At 69.1% G+C, this 19,166-nt stretch carries 23 protein-coding genes; 14 read left to right on the top strand and 9 right to left on the bottom strand.

Translation table 11 applies throughout. The features are described from left to right. Window positions 1-193 precede the first annotated feature (193 nt). Window positions 194-1,816: a malate synthase A gene (aceB, locus tag OG966_RS32420; RefSeq protein ID WP_326653561.1), complete on the top strand. Its 1,623-nt coding sequence runs from the start codon at window positions 194-196 to the stop codon at window positions 1,814-1,816. 240 nt (window positions 1,817-2,056) lie between these two features. Here aceB and OG966_RS32415 read toward each other — a convergent pair whose 3' ends face one another. Then, window positions 2,057-2,515, bottom strand: coding sequence for a PaaI family thioesterase (locus tag OG966_RS32415; protein WP_326653560.1), 459 nt, complete (start codon window positions 2,513-2,515; stop codon window positions 2,057-2,059). Window positions 2,516-2,567: 52 nt separating this feature from the next. Next, window positions 2,568-2,720 carry a hypothetical protein gene (locus OG966_RS32410; protein WP_326653559.1) on the bottom strand — a complete coding sequence of 51 codons (153 nt, stop codon included), beginning with the start codon at window positions 2,718-2,720 and terminating at the stop codon, window positions 2,568-2,570. A 462-nt stretch (window positions 2,721-3,182) separates the two neighbouring features. On the opposite strand from OG966_RS32410, the gene OG966_RS32405 reads away from it, so the two are divergent. Continuing rightward, window positions 3,183-4,391: an epoxide hydrolase family protein gene (locus OG966_RS32405; RefSeq protein WP_326653558.1), complete on the top strand. Its 1,209-nt coding sequence runs from the start codon at window positions 3,183-3,185 to the stop codon at window positions 4,389-4,391. Window positions 4,392-4,413: 22 nt separating this feature from the next. Here OG966_RS32405 and OG966_RS32400 read toward each other — a convergent pair whose 3' ends face one another. Further along, a complete protein-coding gene (locus OG966_RS32400) occupies window positions 4,414-4,905 on the bottom strand; it encodes an ATP-binding protein (protein ID WP_326653557.1) in 492 nt (163 codons plus the stop codon). 148 nt (window positions 4,906-5,053) lie between these two features. Between OG966_RS32400 and OG966_RS32395 the strand changes: the two genes are divergently transcribed. Then, window positions 5,054-5,893 (top strand): helix-turn-helix domain-containing protein, encoded by an 840-nt coding sequence (locus OG966_RS32395; protein ID WP_326653556.1) that lies wholly within the window; start codon window positions 5,054-5,056, stop codon window positions 5,891-5,893. After that, entirely contained in the window at window positions 5,890-6,096 is a 207-nt protein-coding gene (locus OG966_RS32390; protein ID WP_326653555.1) for a DUF397 domain-containing protein, read from the top strand. The genes OG966_RS32395 and OG966_RS32390 overlap by 4 nt, the downstream gene beginning before the upstream one ends. Before the next feature lie 87 nt (window positions 6,097-6,183). On the opposite strand, the gene OG966_RS32385 is transcribed toward OG966_RS32390, so the two are convergent. Beyond that, the gene (locus OG966_RS32385) at window positions 6,184-7,134 is read right to left on the bottom strand and encodes a fibronectin type III domain-containing protein (protein ID WP_326653554.1); all 951 of its coding nucleotides are present in this window, start codon (window positions 7,132-7,134) and stop codon (window positions 6,184-6,186) included. A 386-nt stretch (window positions 7,135-7,520) separates the two neighbouring features. On the opposite strand from OG966_RS32385, the gene OG966_RS32380 reads away from it, so the two are divergent. Continuing rightward, complete coding sequence (locus OG966_RS32380) at window positions 7,521-7,931, top strand: hypothetical protein (RefSeq protein ID WP_326653553.1); 411 nt, start codon at window positions 7,521-7,523, stop codon at window positions 7,929-7,931. Window positions 7,932-8,349: 418 nt separating this feature from the next. Next, window positions 8,350-9,186 carry a CAP domain-containing protein gene (locus tag OG966_RS32375; protein ID WP_326653552.1) on the top strand — a complete coding sequence of 279 codons (837 nt, stop codon included), beginning with the start codon at window positions 8,350-8,352 and terminating at the stop codon, window positions 9,184-9,186. 6 nt (window positions 9,187-9,192) lie between these two features. Here OG966_RS32375 and OG966_RS32370 read toward each other — a convergent pair whose 3' ends face one another. The 4 genes from OG966_RS32370 to OG966_RS32355 are packed head-to-tail and all read right to left on the bottom strand — an operon-like array spanning window position 9,193 to window position 11,725. Next, the gene (locus tag OG966_RS32370) at window positions 9,193-10,494 is read right to left on the bottom strand and encodes a sensor histidine kinase (RefSeq protein WP_326653551.1); all 1,302 of its coding nucleotides are present in this window, start codon (window positions 10,492-10,494) and stop codon (window positions 9,193-9,195) included. Further along, a complete protein-coding gene (locus OG966_RS32365) occupies window positions 10,491-11,180 on the bottom strand; it encodes a response regulator transcription factor (RefSeq protein WP_326653550.1) in 690 nt (229 codons plus the stop codon). The genes OG966_RS32370 and OG966_RS32365 overlap by 4 nt, the downstream gene beginning before the upstream one ends. A gap of 53 nt (window positions 11,181-11,233) precedes the next feature. Further along, window positions 11,234-11,590 carry a hypothetical protein gene (locus tag OG966_RS32360; RefSeq protein ID WP_326653549.1) on the bottom strand — a complete coding sequence of 119 codons (357 nt, stop codon included), beginning with the start codon at window positions 11,588-11,590 and terminating at the stop codon, window positions 11,234-11,236. A 6-nt stretch (window positions 11,591-11,596) separates the two neighbouring features. Then, window positions 11,597-11,725 carry a hypothetical protein gene (locus OG966_RS32355; protein ID WP_326653548.1) on the bottom strand — a complete coding sequence of 43 codons (129 nt, stop codon included), beginning with the start codon at window positions 11,723-11,725 and terminating at the stop codon, window positions 11,597-11,599. Window positions 11,726-11,865: 140 nt separating this feature from the next. Between OG966_RS32355 and OG966_RS32350 the strand changes: the two genes are divergently transcribed. From OG966_RS32350 to OG966_RS32315, 8 genes are all read left to right on the top strand, one after another. Next, window positions 11,866-12,501: a TIGR03086 family metal-binding protein gene (locus OG966_RS32350; protein ID WP_326653547.1), complete on the top strand. Its 636-nt coding sequence runs from the start codon at window positions 11,866-11,868 to the stop codon at window positions 12,499-12,501. A 283-nt stretch (window positions 12,502-12,784) separates the two neighbouring features. After that, window positions 12,785-12,916, top strand: coding sequence for a hypothetical protein (locus OG966_RS32345; RefSeq protein WP_326653546.1), 132 nt, complete (start codon window positions 12,785-12,787; stop codon window positions 12,914-12,916). 57 nt (window positions 12,917-12,973) lie between these two features. Further along, a complete protein-coding gene (locus tag OG966_RS32340) occupies window positions 12,974-13,216 on the top strand; it encodes a hypothetical protein (protein WP_326653545.1) in 243 nt (80 codons plus the stop codon). Window positions 13,217-13,313: 97 nt separating this feature from the next. Beyond that, window positions 13,314-13,913: a 3'-5' exonuclease gene (locus OG966_RS32335; protein ID WP_326653544.1), complete on the top strand. Its 600-nt coding sequence runs from the start codon at window positions 13,314-13,316 to the stop codon at window positions 13,911-13,913. A 63-nt stretch (window positions 13,914-13,976) separates the two neighbouring features. Then, complete coding sequence (locus tag OG966_RS32330) at window positions 13,977-14,741, top strand: chitosanase (RefSeq protein WP_326655459.1); 765 nt, start codon at window positions 13,977-13,979, stop codon at window positions 14,739-14,741. 4 nt (window positions 14,742-14,745) lie between these two features. Then, on the top strand, window positions 14,746-15,183 hold the full coding sequence (locus OG966_RS32325; RefSeq protein WP_326653543.1) for a MarR family winged helix-turn-helix transcriptional regulator: 438 nt from the start codon (window positions 14,746-14,748) through the stop codon (window positions 15,181-15,183). A 118-nt stretch (window positions 15,184-15,301) separates the two neighbouring features. Next, on the top strand, window positions 15,302-16,411 hold the full coding sequence (locus OG966_RS32320) for a catalase family protein (RefSeq protein ID WP_326653542.1): 1,110 nt from the start codon (window positions 15,302-15,304) through the stop codon (window positions 16,409-16,411). A 163-nt stretch (window positions 16,412-16,574) separates the two neighbouring features. Next, entirely contained in the window at window positions 16,575-17,435 is an 861-nt protein-coding gene (locus tag OG966_RS32315; RefSeq protein ID WP_326653541.1) for a chitosanase, read from the top strand. 114 nt (window positions 17,436-17,549) lie between these two features. Here the strand turns inward: OG966_RS32315 and OG966_RS32310 are convergent, their stop codons facing one another. Continuing rightward, a complete protein-coding gene (locus OG966_RS32310; protein ID WP_326653540.1) occupies window positions 17,550-19,004 on the bottom strand; it encodes a nucleobase:cation symporter-2 family protein in 1,455 nt (484 codons plus the stop codon). Window positions 19,005-19,166: the final 162 nt, after the last annotated feature.

Genomic DNA, 19,166 nt, shown 5'->3' with positions numbered 1-19,166 from the left:
GTCTGTCGACTCGGAGAATCTCGATATCAACAAACCATTGAACTTCCACCATGAGGAAACTACTATCCACTGGTCAGAAGCGCCCGACCCCAGGACGGCGCCCGCGACCGTACCTCGGCTCTTGCGGCACCGAGTGCCGTACCTGTACGCCCGGCGGCCGCCAGGCACCGCCCGCTGAAGGAAGTGACAGCTCATGTCCGCACCAGCGCCGTCCCCGCTGGCCATCGTCGAAGCCGAGACCCTGCCCCGGCAGGAAGAGGTCCTGACCGACGAGGCCCTCGCCTTTGTGGCCGAGCTGCACCGGCGGTTCACACCGCGGCGTGATGAGCTGCTCGCCCGCCGCGGTGAGCGCCGTGCCGAGATCGCCCGCACTTCCACACTGGACTTCCTCCCGGAGACCGCCGCGATCCGCGCGGACGACTCCTGGAAGGTGGCCCCGGCCCCGGCGGCGCTCAACGACCGCCGCGTGGAGATCACCGGACCGACCGACCGCAAGATGACCATCAACGCCCTGAACTCGGGCGCGAAGGTCTGGCTCGCGGACTTCGAGGACGCCTCGGCTCCCACCTGGGAGAACGTTGTCCTCGGCCAGCTCAATCTGATCGACGCCTACGAGCGCCGGATCGACTTCACCGACCCGCGCTCCGGCAAGTCGTACGCCCTCAAGGCCGCCGACGAGCTCGCGACGGTCGTCATGCGCCCGCGCGGCTGGCACCTGGAGGAGCGTCACCTGCAGCTCGACGGCAGCCCGGTCCCGGGGGCGCTGGTCGACTTCGGCCTCTACTTCTTCCACAACGCCAAGCGCCTGATCGAGCTCGGCAAGGGTCCGTACTTCTACCTGCCGAAGACGGAGTCGCACCTGGAGGCCCGTCTCTGGAACGACATCTTCGTCTTCTCGCAGGAGTACGTCGGCATCCCGCAGGGCACCGTCCGCGCGACCGTCCTGATCGAGACGATCACCGCGGCGTACGAGATGGAGGAGATCCTCTACGAGCTCCGCGACCACGCGGCCGGCCTGAACGCGGGCCGCTGGGACTATCTGTTCTCGATCGTCAAGAACTTCCGTGACGGCGGTGCCAAGTTCGTGCTCCCGGACCGCAACGCGGTAACGATGACCGCGCCGTTCATGCGCGCGTACACCGAACTGCTGGTCCGCACCTGCCACAAGCGCGGTGCCCACGCCATCGGCGGCATGGCGGCCTTCATCCCGTCCCGCCGCGACGCCGAGGTCAACAAGGTCGCCTTCGAGAAGGTCAAGGCGGACAAGGACCGCGAGGCGGGCGACGGCTTCGACGGCTCCTGGGTCGCGCACCCGGACCTGGTCCCGATCGCGATGGCGTCGTTCGACGCGGTGCTGGGTTCCAGGCCCAACCAGAAGGACCGCCTCCGTGAGGATGTCTCGGTGGCGCCCGGCGACCTGATCGCCATCGACTCGCTGGACGCCAAGCCCACGTACGACGGTCTGCGCAACGCCGTCCAGGTCGGCACCCGCTACATCGAGGCGTGGCTGCGCGGCCTCGGCGCGGTCGCGATCTTCAACCTGATGGAGGACGCGGCCACCGCGGAGATTTCCCGCTCCCAGATCTGGCAGTGGATCAACGCGGGCGTCGTGTTCGAGAACGGCGAGCTCGCCACCGCGGACCTGGTACGCAAGGTCGCGGCGGAGGAACTGGCCGCGATCCGCGAGGAGATCGGCGAGGAGGCGTTCACGGCGGGCAACTGGCAGCAGGCGCACGATCTGCTGCTGAAGGTGGCGCTGGACGAGAACTACGAGGACTTCCTGACGCTGTCGGCGTACGAGCAGCTGGTCGGCTGACTTCGCGCTGGCCGTGGCACGGCGCCCCCCGGGTACCGCACAGCACCGGGGGCGCCGCGCTGTCGCGAACTGCGCACGCCGCGCCTCTCGCGCGGACGGCGGGGACGGCGGGGACGTCCTCAATAAGCAGTGCCCCTCCGTGGGTCCGGCGGTGGTCTGCTGCTGGAAGTCGGCGGGGAACGGCGTCGGGGAACGGCCTCTGCCGCCAGGTCACCCAGGACGGCAATGTCGACAGCGGGTTCACGGAGCGGGCCTGTTGACGCGGATCAGTGTCTGCTGCCCGTTGGCGACGAGCTTCCGCTCGCCGTCGTTCTGCACGCCGAACACCTCCAACTGGCACACGGTCAGCGTGCGTCCGGCCTTCAGGACTGTCCCGACCGCCTCGATGCGGTCGCCGACGGCGGGCGCGAGGAGGTTGATCTTGTACTCGACGGTGAGCACATCGGCGTCCTCGGGGAACAGCGTGTACGCGGCATAGCCGCCGGCGCTGTCCGCGATGGCGCCGGTGGCACCGGCGTGGAAGTAGCCGTGTTGTTGGGTCACCTCGGGGCGGCTCGCGAGCTCGATGTGTACACGCCCGGGTCCGATGTGGGTTATCCGCGCACCGAGGTGGCTCATCAGCCCCTGGCGGTCGAAGCTGTCCTGGATGCGCTTTTGCACCTCGGGGCTCGCCTCTTCCTGCTGCGTCTGGTCTTCCACATGCTCTCCTTCGACGGACATCACGGTCTGCTAAGGGGGTGAGGCGGGCTCGTCAGCCGGCCAGGCGTTCCACCAGCCGGAACCCGCCGATGACGATCATCATGGCACCGGAGGCGCGGGTGAAGGCCCGGGCCGTGCAGTGGCATGGACGCCCGATGCCCCACGACGACCCGGCCGCCACTTCGGCGCTCAGGAGTAGCAGCACGCTGTGGTCCGCAACTGGCGGACAGGCGCGTGACGTCGCTGGACTGAACGTCCGAGCTGGTGGCAAGAAGTGCGGCTGGTCCGACCGCGCGTACTGGGCCGTGCCGTGCATGGGCACGCGCGGACAGACAGAACCGGCGACCGGCTGAAACACCGATCGCCTTGTGGTGGCCGAAGGGTCACGGCCCGGACCGCAAGGCGGCGCAAGGCGGCGCAGGCCGCGACGCGGCGTCGCAAGTCCCTCGTGGGAACGTGCGCCATGGGTGCCACGGCGCCCAGGCCTTGGGCAATCGGATATGGCTGAGCACGCCCCTGGAGCAGCGTGGGGCGCGATGGACCGGACCGGACCGGAGGCGTGATGGCACGTCGACGGTGCGGGGGTGTTCGGGGGCCGGGCACTGAAGCGCCGACCCCGGCGAATACCGTTCGCCCCGGCGAACGGCCAGACCTAGCATGCGTAGCCGTGACGAGTACCGATGAGAGCATCCACGCGTTCCGCATCGACATTCCCCAGGGCGACCTGGACGATCTGCACGCGCGCCTCGATCGCACCCGGTGGCCTGACGAACTGCCCGGAGTTGGGTGGGCGTACGGCATCCCGCGCGACTATCTGAAGGAGCTCGCGCGGTACTGGCGGCACGAGTACGACTGGCGCGCCACCGAAGCCAGGCTGAACACATGGCCGCAGTTCACCACCACGATCGACGGGGCGAACCTCCACTTCGCCCACATCCGTTCTCCGGAACCCGACGCGACCCCGCTGATCATGACGCACGGCTGGCCGGGCTCAATCGTCGAATTCGCCGAGGTCGCCGGCCCGCTGTCGGACCCACGGGCTCATGGCGGCGATCCGTCCGACGCCTTCCACCTGGTCCTGCCGAGTATCCCGGGGTTCGGCCTGTCCGGCCCGACACGAGAGACCGGGTGGGAGTTCCGCCGGGTGGCCGCCGCGTTCGCGGAGCTGATGCGGCGTCTCGGCTACGACCGGTACGGCGCCCAGGGCGGCGACTGGGGCGCGGCCATCTCCCGCGAACTCGGCCGCACCCAGACCGACCGGATCATCGGCGTACACCTGAACCTGCTGCCCGGCTCCTCCGCGACCGAGGAGCCACGCGCCGACGAACTGGCCGCGCTGAGCCCGGCGGAGCGGGACCGCACGCTGGCCTCCTGGAAGCGCGGCCAGGAGTGGAGCCGCGACAAACAGGGCTACGCCGACATCCAGTCCACCCGGCCCCAGACACTGGCCTACGCCCTGACCGACTCACCGGTCGGCCAACTGGCCTGGGTCGCCGAGAAGTTCAAGGAGTGGACGGACTCACGCGACCGGCCCGAGGATGCCGTCGACCGCGACCAGCTGCTCACCAACGTGATGCTCTACTGGCTGACGGGCACCGCCGGCTCGTCCGCCCGTATCTACTACGAGAGGGCGCACGCCGCCTACTGGGGATCGGCACCCGAGACGTCGACCGCGCCGACGGCCCTGGCCGACTTCCCGCAGGAGAACTTCATCCCGCTGCGGCACATCGCGGAGCGGACGAACAACATCGTGCAGTGGTCGGAGTTCGACCGGGGCGGGCACTTCGCGGCGATGGAGGTGCCGGAGGCATTGGTCGCCGACGTACGGGCGTTCTTCCGGACGTTTCGCCGACTGCGGCAACCGTCCGGCGGATGACGACCGTGCACCGCCCTGCGTCTCAGCGAGCCATGTCGTCCCGACGTCCGGGCAGCAGTCGCAGCTCCGCCCAGACGCATTTTCCGGGGGCACCGGGGCGGGGTGCGACGCCCCAGCGGTCGGCGAGCTGGGAGACGAGGTACAGCCCGCGGCCCGATTCCTCGTCGGGGGGCGGGGTGCCGGGGGCTTCGGATACGGGACACCGCTCGCTGCGGGTGTCGGCGACCTCGATGCGGAGGACGGCGCGGTCGGCGCTCTCGGTGAGCCGGAGGTGAAAGTCCCGGCCGGGAACGTGGCCGTGGCGTACGGCGTTGGCGGTGAGTTCTGCGGCGATGAGGGTCACGGCCTCGTTGGTGGACGAGCTGTAGGGGTAGCCCCATTCGTCGAGTCTGTGCGAGACGAGACGGCGAGCGAGGCGCGCACCGCGTGGGGTGGAGGTGAACTGCATGGCGAACTCGTGGGTGGGGGCGGTGAGTGCGGGGGTGGCCCCGGAGGAGGGAGCTGCGCTGTTCATGGGTCCACGGTTGTGCTCTCGGCGTAGCCTTGACCAGGAGTAATTCGCTGACCACTGTGCGGTGTACGAGTCGAGGCGGTGCTTGTACGCGGTGGGCGGCGTGTCCCGGGACGGTACCGGGGGTGTTGGCCCGGGGAGGTGGTGCGGCATGGAAGACCATGACGGTCGGATGGAGCGGAGCGAGTACGAGCCGGGGTCAGGCGTACTGCACGTGTTCGGGCGGCAGTTGAAGCGGTTCCGGGTGCGGGCGGGACTGGAACGGCCCGAGTTCGGATCGCGTACGGGGTACTCGGGAGCGACGATCGCGTCGTTCGAACAGGGGCGGCGGATTCCGCCGCCGAGGTTCATCGACAAGGCGGATGAGGTACTGGAGGCGGGCGGCGTCCTCCAGGAGATGAAGGAGGAGGTGGAGCGGGCGCAGTACCCGGCCTTCTTCCGGGATGCGGCGCGGTTGGAGGCCGACGCGGTTGAGTTGCACGTATACGCGACCCAGGCCGTCCCCGGCCTGCTCCAATCGGAGGAGTACGCACGTGCGGTGTTCGCGATGCGCCGACCCCTGCTGGATGAGAACACCGTTGCTCAGCGGGTGGCGGCTCGGCTGGCTCGTCAGGAGATCCTTTCACGCAAGCCGTTGCCCACTGTCAGTTTCGTCATCGAGGAGACGGTGCTGCGCCGCCCTCTTGGCGGACCGTCCGTGATGCGGGGGCAGTTGGAGCAGCTCCTGCTTTCTGGACAACAGCGCAACGTGGAGGTCCAGGTGATGCCGACCGAGCGCGAGGAGCACGCCGGTCTGGCTGGACCGTTCACCTTGATCGAGACGAAGGAAGGGCGGAGGATCGCCTACGTGGAGGCGCACAAGGACAGCCGCCTCTATACGGAGCGGAAGTCTGTCCGGGAGATCGAGGAGCAATATGGAATCCTGCGAGCTCAGGCACTCACTCCGCGTGAATCGCTGATCCTCGTCGAGAAGTTGCTGGGAGAGAGATGAGCATCCAAGAGCCTGAGCGGGCTGTGCCCGAATCGGCCTGGTTCAAGAGCAGTTACAGCAGCGGTGAGGGCGGCGAATGCGTCGAGGTCGCCGTCTGCCCCGGCACCATCCGCGTGCGGGACTCGAAGGCCAAGACGGGACCCGTCCTGTCGGTCGCACCTCAAGGATGGGCCGCGTTCGTGGAGTTCGCCGCGAGGAGCTGAGCGTACGTGGGGGCGGGACCGGGTGTTCCCGGGCCGCCCCCACGCGTTTGCTCTGTCAACCGATGCCAAGACCCGGGCGTCAGCGCCCTAACGGACCTCGACCGTGCGCTGCGCGGAGAAGTCACCCCACTTGCCGTCGGGCAGCTTGGCCCGGAGCTTGATGCTGTAGCGGGTGCCGGGCTTGTCCGTGACCATGATCGTGTACGTCGCCTTCCCGGCGGGCGGCGCGGCGCCCCAGACGATGGTCGTCGCCGGCTTCCCGTTGAGGAACAGCTGATGTTCCTTGACCGGCCCGCCGGTCTGCGGCGGTGTCCAGGTCAGCTCGACAGTGCCCTTCCTGACCGTCGCCTTCACGTCACTGGGCGCGGTGCTGGGACCCTTGCCCGGCGCGGCCTCAGTGGTGAGATCCAGAGCGTTGCTGTCCGGCGAGGAGTTCTCGGCGGCGTCACGCGCCCGAACGGTGAAGGTGTACACGGTGCCGGGCCGCAGGCCGGTGACGCGGGCGCTGGTCTCGCTGCCGGACACGGTGTGGATGCGGGAGTCCTCCTGGTAGATGTCGTACGACGTCACTTCGATGTTGTCGACGGCCCGCCCCCAAGTGAGCGTGACGGCCCGCTCGCCGTCGACATTGCCCCGCAGCTTGGGCGGCTGGGTGGGTGCCTTCTTGTCCTCGGGAGTGGGGGCTGGAGTGGTGACGGATATGGCCGGACTCGGCTTCGACAGGTTCCCGGCGGCGTCCCGGGCCCGCACGGTGAAGCTGTAGGCGGTCTTGGGACTCAGCCGGTCGATGTCCACCATCTGTTTGGTGGCCGGCAGCGTCTTGACGCGGGCACCCCTCTGGAAGACCTCGTATCCGGCGACCGCCTTGTCGTCGGTGGCCTGCCCCCACATGACATGCACGGACGTGGCACTGCCCGCCTGCACGGTCACGCCGGGGGGCGTACTGGGGCTCGTTGTGTCCTTTTCCTCCCCGCCACAGGCGGTGAGGAGGAAAGCGGCCGCGCAGGCCAACGCGGCGAGTGTGGGGGGACGTTGCACGGTCGGACCTCCGCAGGGGGACGGAAATGGTCCAGACCTATATGCCACAGGCTGTGCCCTCCCACAAGGGGTGCGTCCGCCTCGCTCTCCGTTCGTGACGAACGAACGGCTTGCCTCAGGTCGGGCATCGCATCGATCCCCCGGTAATGCGTCCGGTGGACGGACTCGGCGCCATTGAGGTCGTGGGGCGGGGGTGCTCGAGGCGCGCGCTACTGGCGACGACGACGCGGTCAGCCGGCGGCCAGGGCGTAGAGAAGGTAGCCGCCGCGTCGGCGGAACGTGCGGGCGGCGGTGTGTCTCTCCGGGGGTGGCGCAAGGGGACTGCCTGCATGCACCGTTGAGCTTCTTGCCGATGGCCGAGTAGCGGCACGATCAACGGAGACGCAATGATCAAGCGAGTGGGGTTCTTTGGCGAGTTCGAGCCTCAGGACGCGGACCTCTCCGCACCGTCGATTCATGATGCTGTTCGACCGCATGGGGTGGACGACGAGTCCAGAATCCTGGCGTATCTCTCATCGGGGACCGAGATCTTCAGTGCCATGGGGGCGGAACGGGATGTCATTACGGGCGACGAGTGGCTTCCTGGAGCCGGATCCCTCGTCACCGACGGCACTTGGATGTGGCCGGTCGAACTACACCATTACGTGAAGCGGCACCACGCAGAATTGCCGGAAGATTTCCTGGCGACCGTGCGCTCCACGCACTACACCGCTCCGGCAGTGTCACGCGATCGCGTCGAGGAGATCTTTCGGGAAGTTTTCGGCGGACTTCCCTCCGCCACTGGGGCGAGCGGCTAGAAGGGCGCGGACGGTCTCTTCTCCTGGTATCCGTCCGACCCGACCCGCAGAGCCGCAGCAGGCCGCTGAAGAGTCTGGATACCTCGGGGCTGACGGCAACGCGCGGTGGACGGCCACGCGCGGTTGACGGCCACGCGCGGTTGACGGCCACGTCGTGCACGGCAGGCCTCGCCTCCTCTCCGCCTGAGCACGCGGAGCATGTGACTGATCGCCGTCAATGCGGCCGGGGTGTATCCGGGCGTAGCCGAACGGAGTCTTAGGGCTTTCTTAGGGCTTCTTGAAGAAGACCCGGCAAGAGGCCTTCTCGCACCAGATCGCGCCTACGCTCTCGTCAACCCCCCACAATCCCGGCGGGCGCGATCGCGCCTGCCGGGGTTTCTTCCCTGCTTCACTCGACTCCTCCCGAGGTGCCGTACGCATGAGTTCCCGCCGAGCCGATCGACCCCAGCCCCGCTCCCACGCCCGCCCCAAGGGCGGTTTCCGAGCGCGCAATGTCGTCCTGGCAGTGGGTGCACTCACCGTGACGGCCGGCGTCGCCGTCACCCTCGCCACCGGCGGTTCAGATCCGAGCGGCGGCACGGCGGACCGGGTCACGACCAACGCTGCCGGGGATCTCCCCGGAGGCGCTGATGCCAGCACGGACAGCACTGATCCCCTCGCGCTGCCCTCCGTGAGCCCGAGCGTGTCCGCCTCTCCCACCCCGAGCGTGAAGGCCTCCGCCAAGCCCAAGCAGCCGGCGAAACCGGCCGCGTCGCCGAAGGTGGAGGCGAAGAGCGGCAGCGGCACGGGTGGTTCGGGTAGCGGCGGGCGGTCGGCCGCCACGCCCCGCAGCGGCTCGGGCTCCGGGTCCGGCAGCTCGGGCGGGTCATCCAACGGCGCCGAAGCCCAGGTTCTCGCGCTCGTCAACAAGGAGCGGGCATCGGCCGGTTGCTCGCCGCTGACGTCGAACGCGAAGCTCGTCAAGGCAGCGGACGACTACAGCGATGTCATGGCCGACGCCGGCGTGATGTCCCATACGGGGCCCGACGGCTCCACCATGACCAGCCGGGTCGAGGCCGCAGGCTACGCCTGGTCCACGCTGGGCGAGAACATAGCCCAGGGGCAGTCCGACGCGGCGGCCGTCATGGACGCGTGGATGCACAGCCCCGGCCACCGGGCGAACATACTCAACTGCTCCTTCAAGGAGATAGGCGTCGGCGTGCACTTCGGCGACGGCGGTCCGTGGTGGACGCAGGACTTCGGGGCGGGCCGCTAGGTCCCGTCAGCGGTTGGCTCCCGCCAGTCCGAACGCCACCTGCACCCGCGCCCCGCCCATCGGAGCGCGAGTGATCTGCATCTCTCCGTCGGCGGTGCGGGCGGCACGGGCCACGATGTCCAGGCCGAGGCCGGTGGAGCCACCGACGCTGACTCCGCGGGTGAGCGCGGCGTCCGGGTCGGCGACGCCGGGACCCGCGTCGTCCACCGTCAGCAGCACATGCCGGTCGGTGCGCTCGACCCGTACGGCGAAGGCCGTGCCCTGCGGGGTGTGCCGGAAGACATTGCCGATCAGGGCGTCGACGACGGCGGCGAGATCGTCCTCCGGGAACCGGACGGGCGTCGGCCGCGGCGTGAAGGAGCGTTCGTAGGGCCGATCCTGCTGGGTGGCGAGCACCGACCAGAAGTCGAGCCGCATCGCTACCACTTCGGTCACCTCGCACGGCCTCGCCGGTACTCCCCCGCTCGGGCCCGCGGCCAGCGGGGTGCGGGCGGCGGTGATGATCGAATCGAGTTCGCTCTCCAGCTGTGCCACGGCGTCGGCGACCCGCCGGGCACTGTGTGAGCCGCCCATCAGGTCCGCCTCCAGGTAGAGCGCGGTCAGCGGGGTTCTGAGCCGGTGCGAGAGATCCGCGACCATTTCCCGTTCGACGGCCAGCAGTTCCGCGACCCGGTCGGCCATCGTGTTGAACGCGACACCGGCCTCCATCAGCTCCGGTGGCCCGTCGGGTTCCACTCGTACGTCGAGGTCACCCGAACCCAGTGCCAGCGAGGCTCGCGACAGGCTGCGGGAGGAACGGACCACCCGGGCGCCCAGCCGGTCGGCGACCAGTACCGAGCCGCCCACGAGGCCCAGCGCGAGCAGCGACATGACGCCCCACGAGGCCCCCACGCCCCGGGTCAGATCGACGCCGGGCACATACGCCTCGACGACCGCCACCCGGTCCTGGGCGAGCACGACAGGCTGGAGATAGACCCATCCCTCGGCAGTGTCCATGGCCAGCGTCTCGCGCTTCTCGACCGCGCGTTCCAGTGCCTGACGCGGCGCGCGCAGCGTGCCGACGAGTTCTCCCTCCGGGAGCCGTACGGCGAGCTGGTCCCGCGAGCCGAGCCCCGCGACCGCCTGCTGCACATCCGCCGGTTTCGTGGTCAGGGCGAGGACCGGTGAGAGAGCGGCCGCTCGCTGCTCGGCGGCGGTGGTCACGCGGTCCCGGGCCTGTTCGCGGACCAGGAGGGCGAGCGGGATGAGGAAGGACAGCGCGACCATCAGCGTCGCGGCCAGTGCGATCCCCGCGAGTGCGCGTCTCATAGGGAGGTGACCAGTTTAATCCCGATACCACGCACGGTATGCAGATAGCGGGGATCCGAGGCCTTTTCTCCCAGTTTCCTGCGCAGTGCCGAGAGATGGACGTCGACCGTCTGGTCCTCGAGATAGGGCTGCTGCCACACCTCGGCGAGTATGCGTTTGCGGGATATGACCTCGTCGGCGTTTGCCGCGAGGTAGGCGAGCAGGTCGAACTCCCGCCGGGTCAGCGTCAGCTCTCGGTCGGCGAGGTGCGCGGTACGGGCCGTCGTATCGATCCTGAGCTCGGCGACCTGGACGACCGGCTGCCGGTCCCCGTCATGGGCGGCGGGTACGGACCGCCGGAGTACGGCGGTGAGCCGGGCGGCGAGCTGGCCGCCCGAGAAGGGCTTGACCATGTAGTCGTCGGCTCCCGCGTTGAGCAGCCTGATGATCTCCGTGTCGTCGTCGCGGGCCGTGGCGACGAGCACGGGAACGCGTGAAATGCCCCGGATCATCCGTAGCACGTCGAGACCGTCCAGATCGGGCAGCCCGAGGTCGAGCACGACGATGTCGGGCGGGCACTGGGTGATCTCGCGCAGCGCCTCGAAACCCTGGTGGACGGTCTTCACCGCATACCCGTGCGCGGTAAGGACTTCGATCAGCGCGGCCCGGATCACAGGGTCGTCCTCGACGACAAGTACGGAGGCCATGAGCAGGCACGTTAGCGGGTCCGCCACTATGGTGTCGTGTCCCGGTTCTTGCGCTACCTGCTCATCTGGCTGTCGTGCACGGCGGCCAGTGTCACGGCCGTCATCATCACGGTCCACTTCGTGGTGGGATCGACCAGGCCGACCGCGCCGGTGGCGCAGTCGGCTCCGACGGACTTCGCCGCCTCGGCGCGGGCCTCGGCGACCCCCATCCCGACCCCGAGTGCCTCCGCGAGCACCAGCCCGGACCCGACGCCTTCCAAGAGAGCCGAGAAGCCCCGCACCGCGACGCCGACTCCCGCGGCCCGCCCAAGCTCCCGCCCGCCGGACAAGCCGTCCGCGCCTTCGAGCCAGGGCTGCGAGGAGGGCGGCTCGGGGGTGCACACCATCTCGTCCCAGGGCGGGTCGGTCACCGTGCGCTACGGAAGTGGCGGGGTGTGCCTCATCTCGGCGGTGCCGAGCCAGGGATTCACGGCAAGCACCGCACAGAGCGCGCCGGACACCTTGACGGTGACCTTCGCGGGCAGCCGGCACCGCTCGGAGATCACGGCGACAACAGTCCCCGTGGACCGGGCGAGCGTGCGCGAAACGTCTTTCTAGGGCGTCCGGTCCCGTTTCCAGGGCGTCCGGTCCCGGGCCCGGCCGGAGGGCTCCCCACCCCGCCGTGAATGACCCGGTCGAAGAAGCGATGACTTTCGCCGTGCCGACACGTCTGCACTGTATGGACACCACTTCGCAGATCTCCTCCCCCGACCTTCACCCAGCCGCCCGCGCCGTGGCCCAGCTGATCGACGGCGTCGAAGACGCCCGGCTCGACGACCCGACACCCTGTCCCAACTACGCCGTACGGGAGCTGCTGGGCCACCTCGCCGGGCTGTCCACCGCCTTCCGGGACGCCGCACGGAAGGACCTCGGGCCGTCGACGGACACCGCCCCCGGATCCGTGCGGCCGGTCCTCGGCGACGACTGGCGCACCGTCCTTCCACAGCGGCTGGACGAGCTGGCGGAAGCCTGGACGACGCCGGGGGCGTGGGACGGCGACACCCAGGCAGGCGGCGTCACCTTCCCGGCCGCGATCGCCGGACGGGTCGCCATCAACGAGCTCGTCATCCACGGCTGGGACCTGGCCCGCGCCACCGGCCAGGACTACGCCCCCCGTGACGCGAGTCTGCAGGTGTCGTACGAGCTGATGAAGCCGACGGGGGACGACCCGAGCGGGGACGGGATGTTCGGCCCGGTCGTCGAGGTCGCCTCGAACGCGCCGCTGCTCGACCGGGTTGTCGGGTTCAGCGGCCGCCGTCCCGACTGGCAGCCGGGGGACTGACCGCGCGAGGGGGCGGCGTCGGGGGCGCGCGCCCGCCGCCTCAGGCGCCCAGCATCGCCCGGGCCCGTTCGCGGAGGCGTTCGTCCGCGGGGACTATTTCGGGCTCCGGGCCCGAGGTCACCACCCGAAGGTCGCGTTCGGCGAGCGCCGTCAGCCGGGCCCTGAACTCCGGGGTCAGGGCCTCAGGGCCGAGCGCGAGCAGGGCGTCGGGTGCCGTTTCCGGGTCGGCGATGCGTTCGGCCGAGTCCAGGAGGAGGCCGGCCGCGCGGGCGCGGTCGAGATCGTGGCCGAGCGCGAGGAGGGCGAGGACCGCGGCCGGGGACTGGTCCGGGTCGTCGAGGAGGCCTTCCAGCGCGGGGGGCTCGGGCCACGCCGCGCCTCCCCTCGTACGCCGCGCGCGACTCCGCGGTCCTGACGCGGTTCCGGTCCGCCCACTCGGTCAGCGTCAACCCGGTCCTGAGCCGGATAGCGTGTGATCATCCGCGACAAGGTCGAGATCCCGGCACCCGGCGTCTTCTCCACCTACTCGGCCAACTTCGGTGTCGGCTACGGCAGTAACGCCTCGCTGGGCAGGGAGAGCAGGGCGAGCACAACCGCCCGTACAAGGGGTCGTTCGTCGTCGCCAAAGCCGGCCTGGTCGGCCGGGAAGAGGCGGGAGCTTCACGTCCGGTTCGCCGAAGGAAGCGACCCCCGACCACTGGTGCCGACCGCCTGACCCCCTCACCGCCACGCCGACCGGCCTCCTGACCGGCACGCCGTCCGTGCGAAAAATCCGGATGTGCCGGGAGCAGCGCCGATGCGATGCTCCCGGCATGGCACGTCATGCAAGACCCAGCCTCTACATCTCCGTCGACATCGAGGCGGACGGCCCGATCCCCGGCCCGTACTCGATGATCAGCTTCGGCGCGGCGGTGGCCGGCCGCCAGGACGCCGCGAGCTACACGCCGACCGACCCCGAGGCGCACACCTTCTACCGCGAACTGGCACCCATCAGCGAAGACTTCGTGCCCGAGGCCCTCGCCGTCAGCGGCCTCGACAGAGACCGGCTGATTGCCGAGGGCAGTGAACCGGCCACCGCCATGGCCGAGTTCAGCACCTGGGTGCGTGAGGTGAGCAGCAAGGCGGGCCAGGGCGCGCAGCCGGTGATGTGCGGTTACCCGGCTTCGTACGACTGGACTTTTCTGTACTGGTATCTGATGCGCTTCACCGGGGCGAGCCCCTTCGGGCACTCCGGATGTCTGGACATGAAGACCTTGTACGCGACCAAGGCCCGGCTTCCGCTCCGTGCCGTCGCCAAAGGCACCATGCCGCGGCAACTGCTCTCCAAGCGGCGGCACACCCACCACGCTCTGGACGACGCGATCGAGCAGGCGGAGCTGTTCAGTAACCTCATGGTGTGGCCGGGGCGCTGACCCCGAGAGGGGGGAACCGCTGTGAAGTCCGTGCTCAGACCGTTGCTCGCGCTGGTGCTGCTGATGCTCGCCGGGTGCGCGGGGTCCGATGAGAAGCAGGTCGCCGCCGGGCTGGACGATCCCGCGAAGAAGGAGATCGCGATGCGGCTGGTCTCCAGCGCCGAGAACTCCTCGCTGGACTGGAAGGCGCAGTACCAGTACATCGAGGACATCGGCGACGGCCGCGGCTACACCGCCGGCATCATCGGCTTCTGTTCCGGCACCGGCGATCTGCTCGCGGTCGTCGAGCGCTTCACGAAGGCACGGCCGGGCAATGCGCTGGCGCCGTTTCTGCCCGCCCTGCGCGCGGTCAGGGGCGGCGATTCGCACGAGGGCCTCGGCCGCCCGTTCACCGACGCGTGGGCGCGCGCCGCCGCCTCCGACCCGGCTCTCCGGGCCGCGCAGGACGCGGAGCGGGACCGGGCGTACTTCAAGCCTGCCGTCCAGCAGGCCGAGCGCGACGGTCTCGGCGCGCTGGGGCAGTTCATCTACTTCGACGCCTATGTGATGCACGGGTCCGGCGACACCAAGGGCTCGGTCGGCTTCCGCACGCTGCGGGAGAAGGCCCTGAGCACCGCGAAGCCGCCGGCGCGGGGCGGTGACGAGAAGGCGTATCTGAACGCCTTCCTGGACGCGCGGGTCGAGGCGATCCGCCGCGAGCCCTCGCATACGGACACCAGCCGCATCGAGACGGCTCAGCGCGTCTTCGTACGGGAGGGCAGGCTCGGTCTGGAGCCGCCGCTGCGCTGGAAGGTGTACGGCGACAGCTACCGCATCGACGCAGAATAGGGCCATGGGTGCGAACCGGACAGGCTCAACCGTGCTCGACGACCAGCTGTGCTTCGCGCTGTACTCCGCCTCCCGGGCGGTGACGGCGGCGTACCGGCCGGTCCTTGCGGAGCTGGAGCTCACCTATCCGCAGTATCTGGTGATGCTGGCCGTCTGGGAGCGCGGCGAGGTCCCGATGAAGGAGCTCGGCGCGGCGCTCGGCCTCGACTACGGCACGCTGTCGCCGCTGCTGAAACGGCTGGAGTCGGCCGGGCTGCTGCGGCGGGAACGGCAGCCGGAGGACGAGCGGCTGGTCATGGTGGCGGCGACGGAGCGGGGCGAGGCGCTGCGGGAGCGGGCCGAGCAGGTGCCGACGGCGATGGGCCGTAGATACGGCCTGACCGCGGATGAGGCCGGCCGGCTGCGGGACCAGCTGCGGGACCTGGTCGACCGCCTGAGCTGAGCCCCTGACAGATCACACGCCGATTCGACGTGGCGACTGTCACAACCAGTTACATCGTGCACAATTTAATTGCAGGCTATCTTTCTCTTAGGACACACCAGCAGAGGAGAGGCCCGCCATGGAATTCGTCCGGTACGAGACGTACACCCCCGTCGAGCGACCCACCTACCAGCAGGAGCTGGACGAGGTCGTCAGCAACGTCGCCCGCCGCACCCGGCAGTCCGTCGAGCGGCAGGGCGTGGGCCGCGCGGTCAGGACGGCGCACGGCAAGACGTACGGCCTGGTGAAAGCAACGGTCACGGTGGGTGAGGCGCCGGGGGCGTATGCGCAGGGGATCTTCGCGCAGCCCGGGACGTACGACGCCGTCGTCCGCTACTCCAACGGGCTCGGACATCTGCGTGCCGACTCGCTGCTCGGCGCGGCCTGCGGCATGGGAATCAAGATGTTCGGGGTGCCCGGCGACTCGCTGCTCACCGACGAGGCCGAGGCGACGACCTTCGACCTCAACCTGATCAACAACCGCGTCTTCTTCGCCAATACGGCGTACGACTACATGGTCATCGAGGAACTGTTCGCCGAGCTGCCGGACGCGCTGGTGAACCCGGCTCGACGGAAGTCGTGGATGGGCGAATTCCTCACCCGGCGGGGGACCTTGGAGACCTCGGACGAGTGGCTGTGGGACGAGCTGTTCGCGATGCTGTCCTTCACCCAGGTCCCGCGGCAGAACCTCCTCTCGTACACGTACAACAGCATGGGCGCCTTCCGGCACGGCGACCACATCGCGAAGGTGCGGACCGTCCCCGTCTCGCCCGTCACACATCTCACCGTCGACGTGCTGGCGGACGGCGAGGCGTTCCGCAACACGCTGGTGGCGGAGGCCGGTGAGCGCGACCACGAGTTCGAGCTGCAGGTGCAGCTCAACACCGATCTGACGCGGATGCCGGTGGACAACACCTCGGTGGAGTGGCCCGAGCAGCTTTCGCCGTGGGTGACCGTCGCCCGGGTCGCGATCCCGCGGCAGGACATCGGCGGCGAGGAGAACCTGACCGCCGCGGACGGTACGTCGATCACCCCCTGGCGCACCCGTGAGGACCACCGGCCGATCGGTGAGATCCAGCGGGTGCGCGAGGAGGTCTACCGCCGGTCCTCCATCGAGCGGCACCGCCTCAACGGGCAGCCGCGCGTGGAGCCGGCGGGCAGCGCGGAACTTCTGGGCCGGAACAACTGAACCGGGGGATCGAATCGGGGGAACCGAACCGGCGCGGCTGAGGCGCAGGTCGGCGCGGCGGGCCCGAACTCCCCCGCGCAGAAGGGGTGTACGACGTCTCCGCACTCTGATAGGAAAGCTTCCTAACAGAACACCGGAACGACGAACTCCCTATGGAGGCAAGGTGCCCACCCCCCACGTACGCGCCCCACGTCCGCTCAGGTTCCTCCCCCGCATCGCGCTCGGCGTCGCTCTCCTCGCCGTGCCGGCCACCGCCGTCGCGGCCACCTCCGACGAGCCCGCGCAGCACGGCAGCGCTACCGCGGCCACGGCCGCCATCGGGCTCGACGACCCGGCGAAGAAGGAGATCGCCATGCAGATCGTGTCCAGCGCGGAGAACTCCTCGCTGGACTGGAAGGCCCAGTACAAGTACATCGAGGACATCGGCGACGGCCGCGGCTACACCGCCGGCATCATCGGCTTCTGTTCCGGCACCGGCGACATGCTGGATCTGGTCGAGCTCTACACCGACCGCAAGCCCGGGAACGTTCTGGCCAAGTACCTGCCCGCGCTGCGCGAGGTCGACGGGAGCGACTCACACGCCGGTCTCGACCCGAACTTCACCAAGGACTGGAAGAAGGCGGCCCAGGACTCGGAGTTCAAGAAGGCCCAGAACGACGAGCGCGACCGGGTCTACTTCAACCCCTCGGTCAACCGCGGCAAGGCGGACGGCATCGGCGTACTCGGCCAGTTCATCTACTACGACGCCATCGTGATGCACGGCGACGGCGGCGACAGCACCGGCTTCAGCAACATCCGCAAGAAGGCTCTCGCCAAGGCCAAGACCCCTGCCCAGGGCGGCGACGAGAAGACCTATCTCAACGCCTTCCTCGACGCCCGGGTCTGGGCGATGAAGCAGGAGGAGGCGCACGAGGACACCAGCCGGGTCGACACGGCCCAGCGGGTATTCGTCAAGAAGAACAACTTCAACCTGAACACGCCGCTGGACTGGAAGGTCTACGGCGAGAGCTTCCACATCGACTGAGCACCGACACAGATCAGTACCGCTGAGCAGCCGTTGAGCAGTAGCTGAGCAAGACCCGGAGGGCCGGGTGCCCGTGCACACGCGCGGACACCCGGCCCTTGGGCCCTTTTCGGTTCAGTGTGCGCCGGCCGGAGCCGGGACCTTCGTGGCTTCCTGCTGTTCCTCCCGCGAACTGTCCTTCTTCCCGAGGTGGTTGAAGGCCAGGTTGAGGACGATCGCCACGATGCATCCGGTGGAGATGCCCGAGTCGAGAACGACAAGCGCGTCCTTCGGGAAGGCGTGGTAGAAGTCCGGCGCGGCGATCGGGATCAGGCCGATACCGACGGAGGCCGCGACGATCAGAGCGTTCTCGCCCTTCTCCAGGGCGGCCGAGGCCAGCGTCTGGATGCCGCTGGCGGCGACCGAGCCGAAGAGCACGATGCCCGCGCCGCCGAGGACCGGCAGCGGGACGAGCGCGATCACGGAGGCGGCGACCGGGCAGAGGCCCAGCAGGATCAGGATGCCGCCGCCCGCGGCGACGACGAACCGGCTGCGCACCTTCGTCATCGCGACCAGGCCGATGTTCTGGGCGAAAGCGCTGCACATGAAGCCGTTGAAGAGCGGGCTGATGGCGCTGCCGAGGGTGTCGGCGCGCAGCCCGCCCTCGATGATCCGCTCGTCCGCCGGCCGTTCGACGATCTTGCCGAGTGCGAGCATATCGGCGGTGGATTCGGTCATACAGACCAGCATCACAATGCACATCGAGACGATCGCGGCGATCTCGAACTGCGGTGCGCCGAAGTGGAACGGCGTCGGGAAGCCGACCGGATCGGCGTTCTTGATGGCGTCGAAGCTGGTCATCCCCAGCGGAATGGCGAGGAGTGTGCCGGCGACGAGTCCGAGCAGGATGGCGATCTGCTGCAGGAAGCCGCGCAGCAGTTTGCGCAGCGCGAGCACGATGACGAGGGTGAGGGCCGCCATGCCGATGTTCTTCATCGAGCCGTAACTGTCGGCGGTGGGGTTGCCGCCCTGCGACCAGTTGAAGGCGACCGGGAGCAGTGAGACACCTATCAGAGTGATGACGGTGCCGGTGACGACGGGCGGGAAGAAGCGGACCAGCTTCGAGAAGTACGGCGTGAGGACGAACCCCAGGACGCTGGCGACGATGATCGCGCCGAAGACGACGGTGATGCCGTCGGCTCCGCGGTCCTTTCCAATGGCGATCATCGGGGTCACACCGGCGAACGAGACCCCGTTGACGAACGGGAGCCGCGCGCCGACCTTCCAGAAGCCGAGCGTCTGCAGAAGGGTGGCTATGCCCGCGGTGAAGAGGCTCGCCCCCATCAGGAAGGCGGTCTCCTTGGCGCTGAGGCCCACGGCGGGTCCCACGATCATGGGAGGGGCCACCACGCCCGCGTACATCGCGGCCACATGCTGCAGCCCGCTGGTGAACATTTTCAGAGGAGGCAGCGTCCGGTCGACCGGATGCTTCCGCTCCGGTACTGCGACGGCATCTACCTCTGGGACTGCATCTGCTGCGACTGCATCTGCTGCGACTGCATCTTTCGGAAACCTGGGCTGTGCGGCCACGGGTGGTTCCTCCGGTCGGGTACACGTCGGCGGTGACGCGGGTGTCAGGGAGGTGGTGCGAATGGTGCAGCGGTGAGCGCGGGCTTCTGGGGTGTGAAGACACGAGTCACCGTCCCGGGGGGTGCGGCACCGTTCGGCGGTGCCGCACCCCCCGGTCACGGC

It is taken from the genome of Streptomyces sp. NBC_01750 (genome assembly GCF_035918095.1).
In the GTDB taxonomy this organism is placed as follows: domain Bacteria; phylum Actinomycetota; class Actinomycetes; order Streptomycetales; family Streptomycetaceae; genus Streptomyces.
Note: the sequence above shows the minus strand (reverse complement) of the source record. Positions and strands in the feature narration are given on the sequence as shown.

Coding starts and splice junctions, on each gene's coding strand:
- aceB (WP_326653561.1), top strand. CDS start 194: ATGTCCGCACCAGCGCCGTCCCCGCTGGCCATCGTCGAAGCCGAGACC.
- OG966_RS32400 (WP_326653557.1), bottom strand. CDS start 4,905: ATGAACAGCGCAGCTCCCTCCTCCGGGGCCACCCCCGCACTCACCGCC.
- OG966_RS32395 (WP_326653556.1), top strand. CDS start 5,054: ATGGAAGACCATGACGGTCGGATGGAGCGGAGCGAGTACGAGCCGGGG.
- OG966_RS32390 (WP_326653555.1), top strand. CDS start 5,890: ATGAGCATCCAAGAGCCTGAGCGGGCTGTGCCCGAATCGGCCTGGTTC.
- OG966_RS32380 (WP_326653553.1), top strand. CDS start 7,521: ATGATCAAGCGAGTGGGGTTCTTTGGCGAGTTCGAGCCTCAGGACGCG.
- OG966_RS32375 (WP_326653552.1), top strand. CDS start 8,350: ATGAGTTCCCGCCGAGCCGATCGACCCCAGCCCCGCTCCCACGCCCGC.
- OG966_RS32370 (WP_326653551.1), bottom strand. CDS start 10,494: ATGAGACGCGCACTCGCGGGGATCGCACTGGCCGCGACGCTGATGGTC.
- OG966_RS32365 (WP_326653550.1), bottom strand. CDS start 11,180: ATGGCCTCCGTACTTGTCGTCGAGGACGACCCTGTGATCCGGGCCGCG.
- OG966_RS32350 (WP_326653547.1), top strand. CDS start 11,866: ATGACTTTCGCCGTGCCGACACGTCTGCACTGTATGGACACCACTTCG.
- OG966_RS32335 (WP_326653544.1), top strand. CDS start 13,314: ATGGCACGTCATGCAAGACCCAGCCTCTACATCTCCGTCGACATCGAG.
- OG966_RS32330 (WP_326655459.1), top strand. CDS start 13,977: ATGCTCGCCGGGTGCGCGGGGTCCGATGAGAAGCAGGTCGCCGCCGGG.
- OG966_RS32325 (WP_326653543.1), top strand. CDS start 14,746: ATGGGTGCGAACCGGACAGGCTCAACCGTGCTCGACGACCAGCTGTGC.
- OG966_RS32320 (WP_326653542.1), top strand. CDS start 15,302: ATGGAATTCGTCCGGTACGAGACGTACACCCCCGTCGAGCGACCCACC.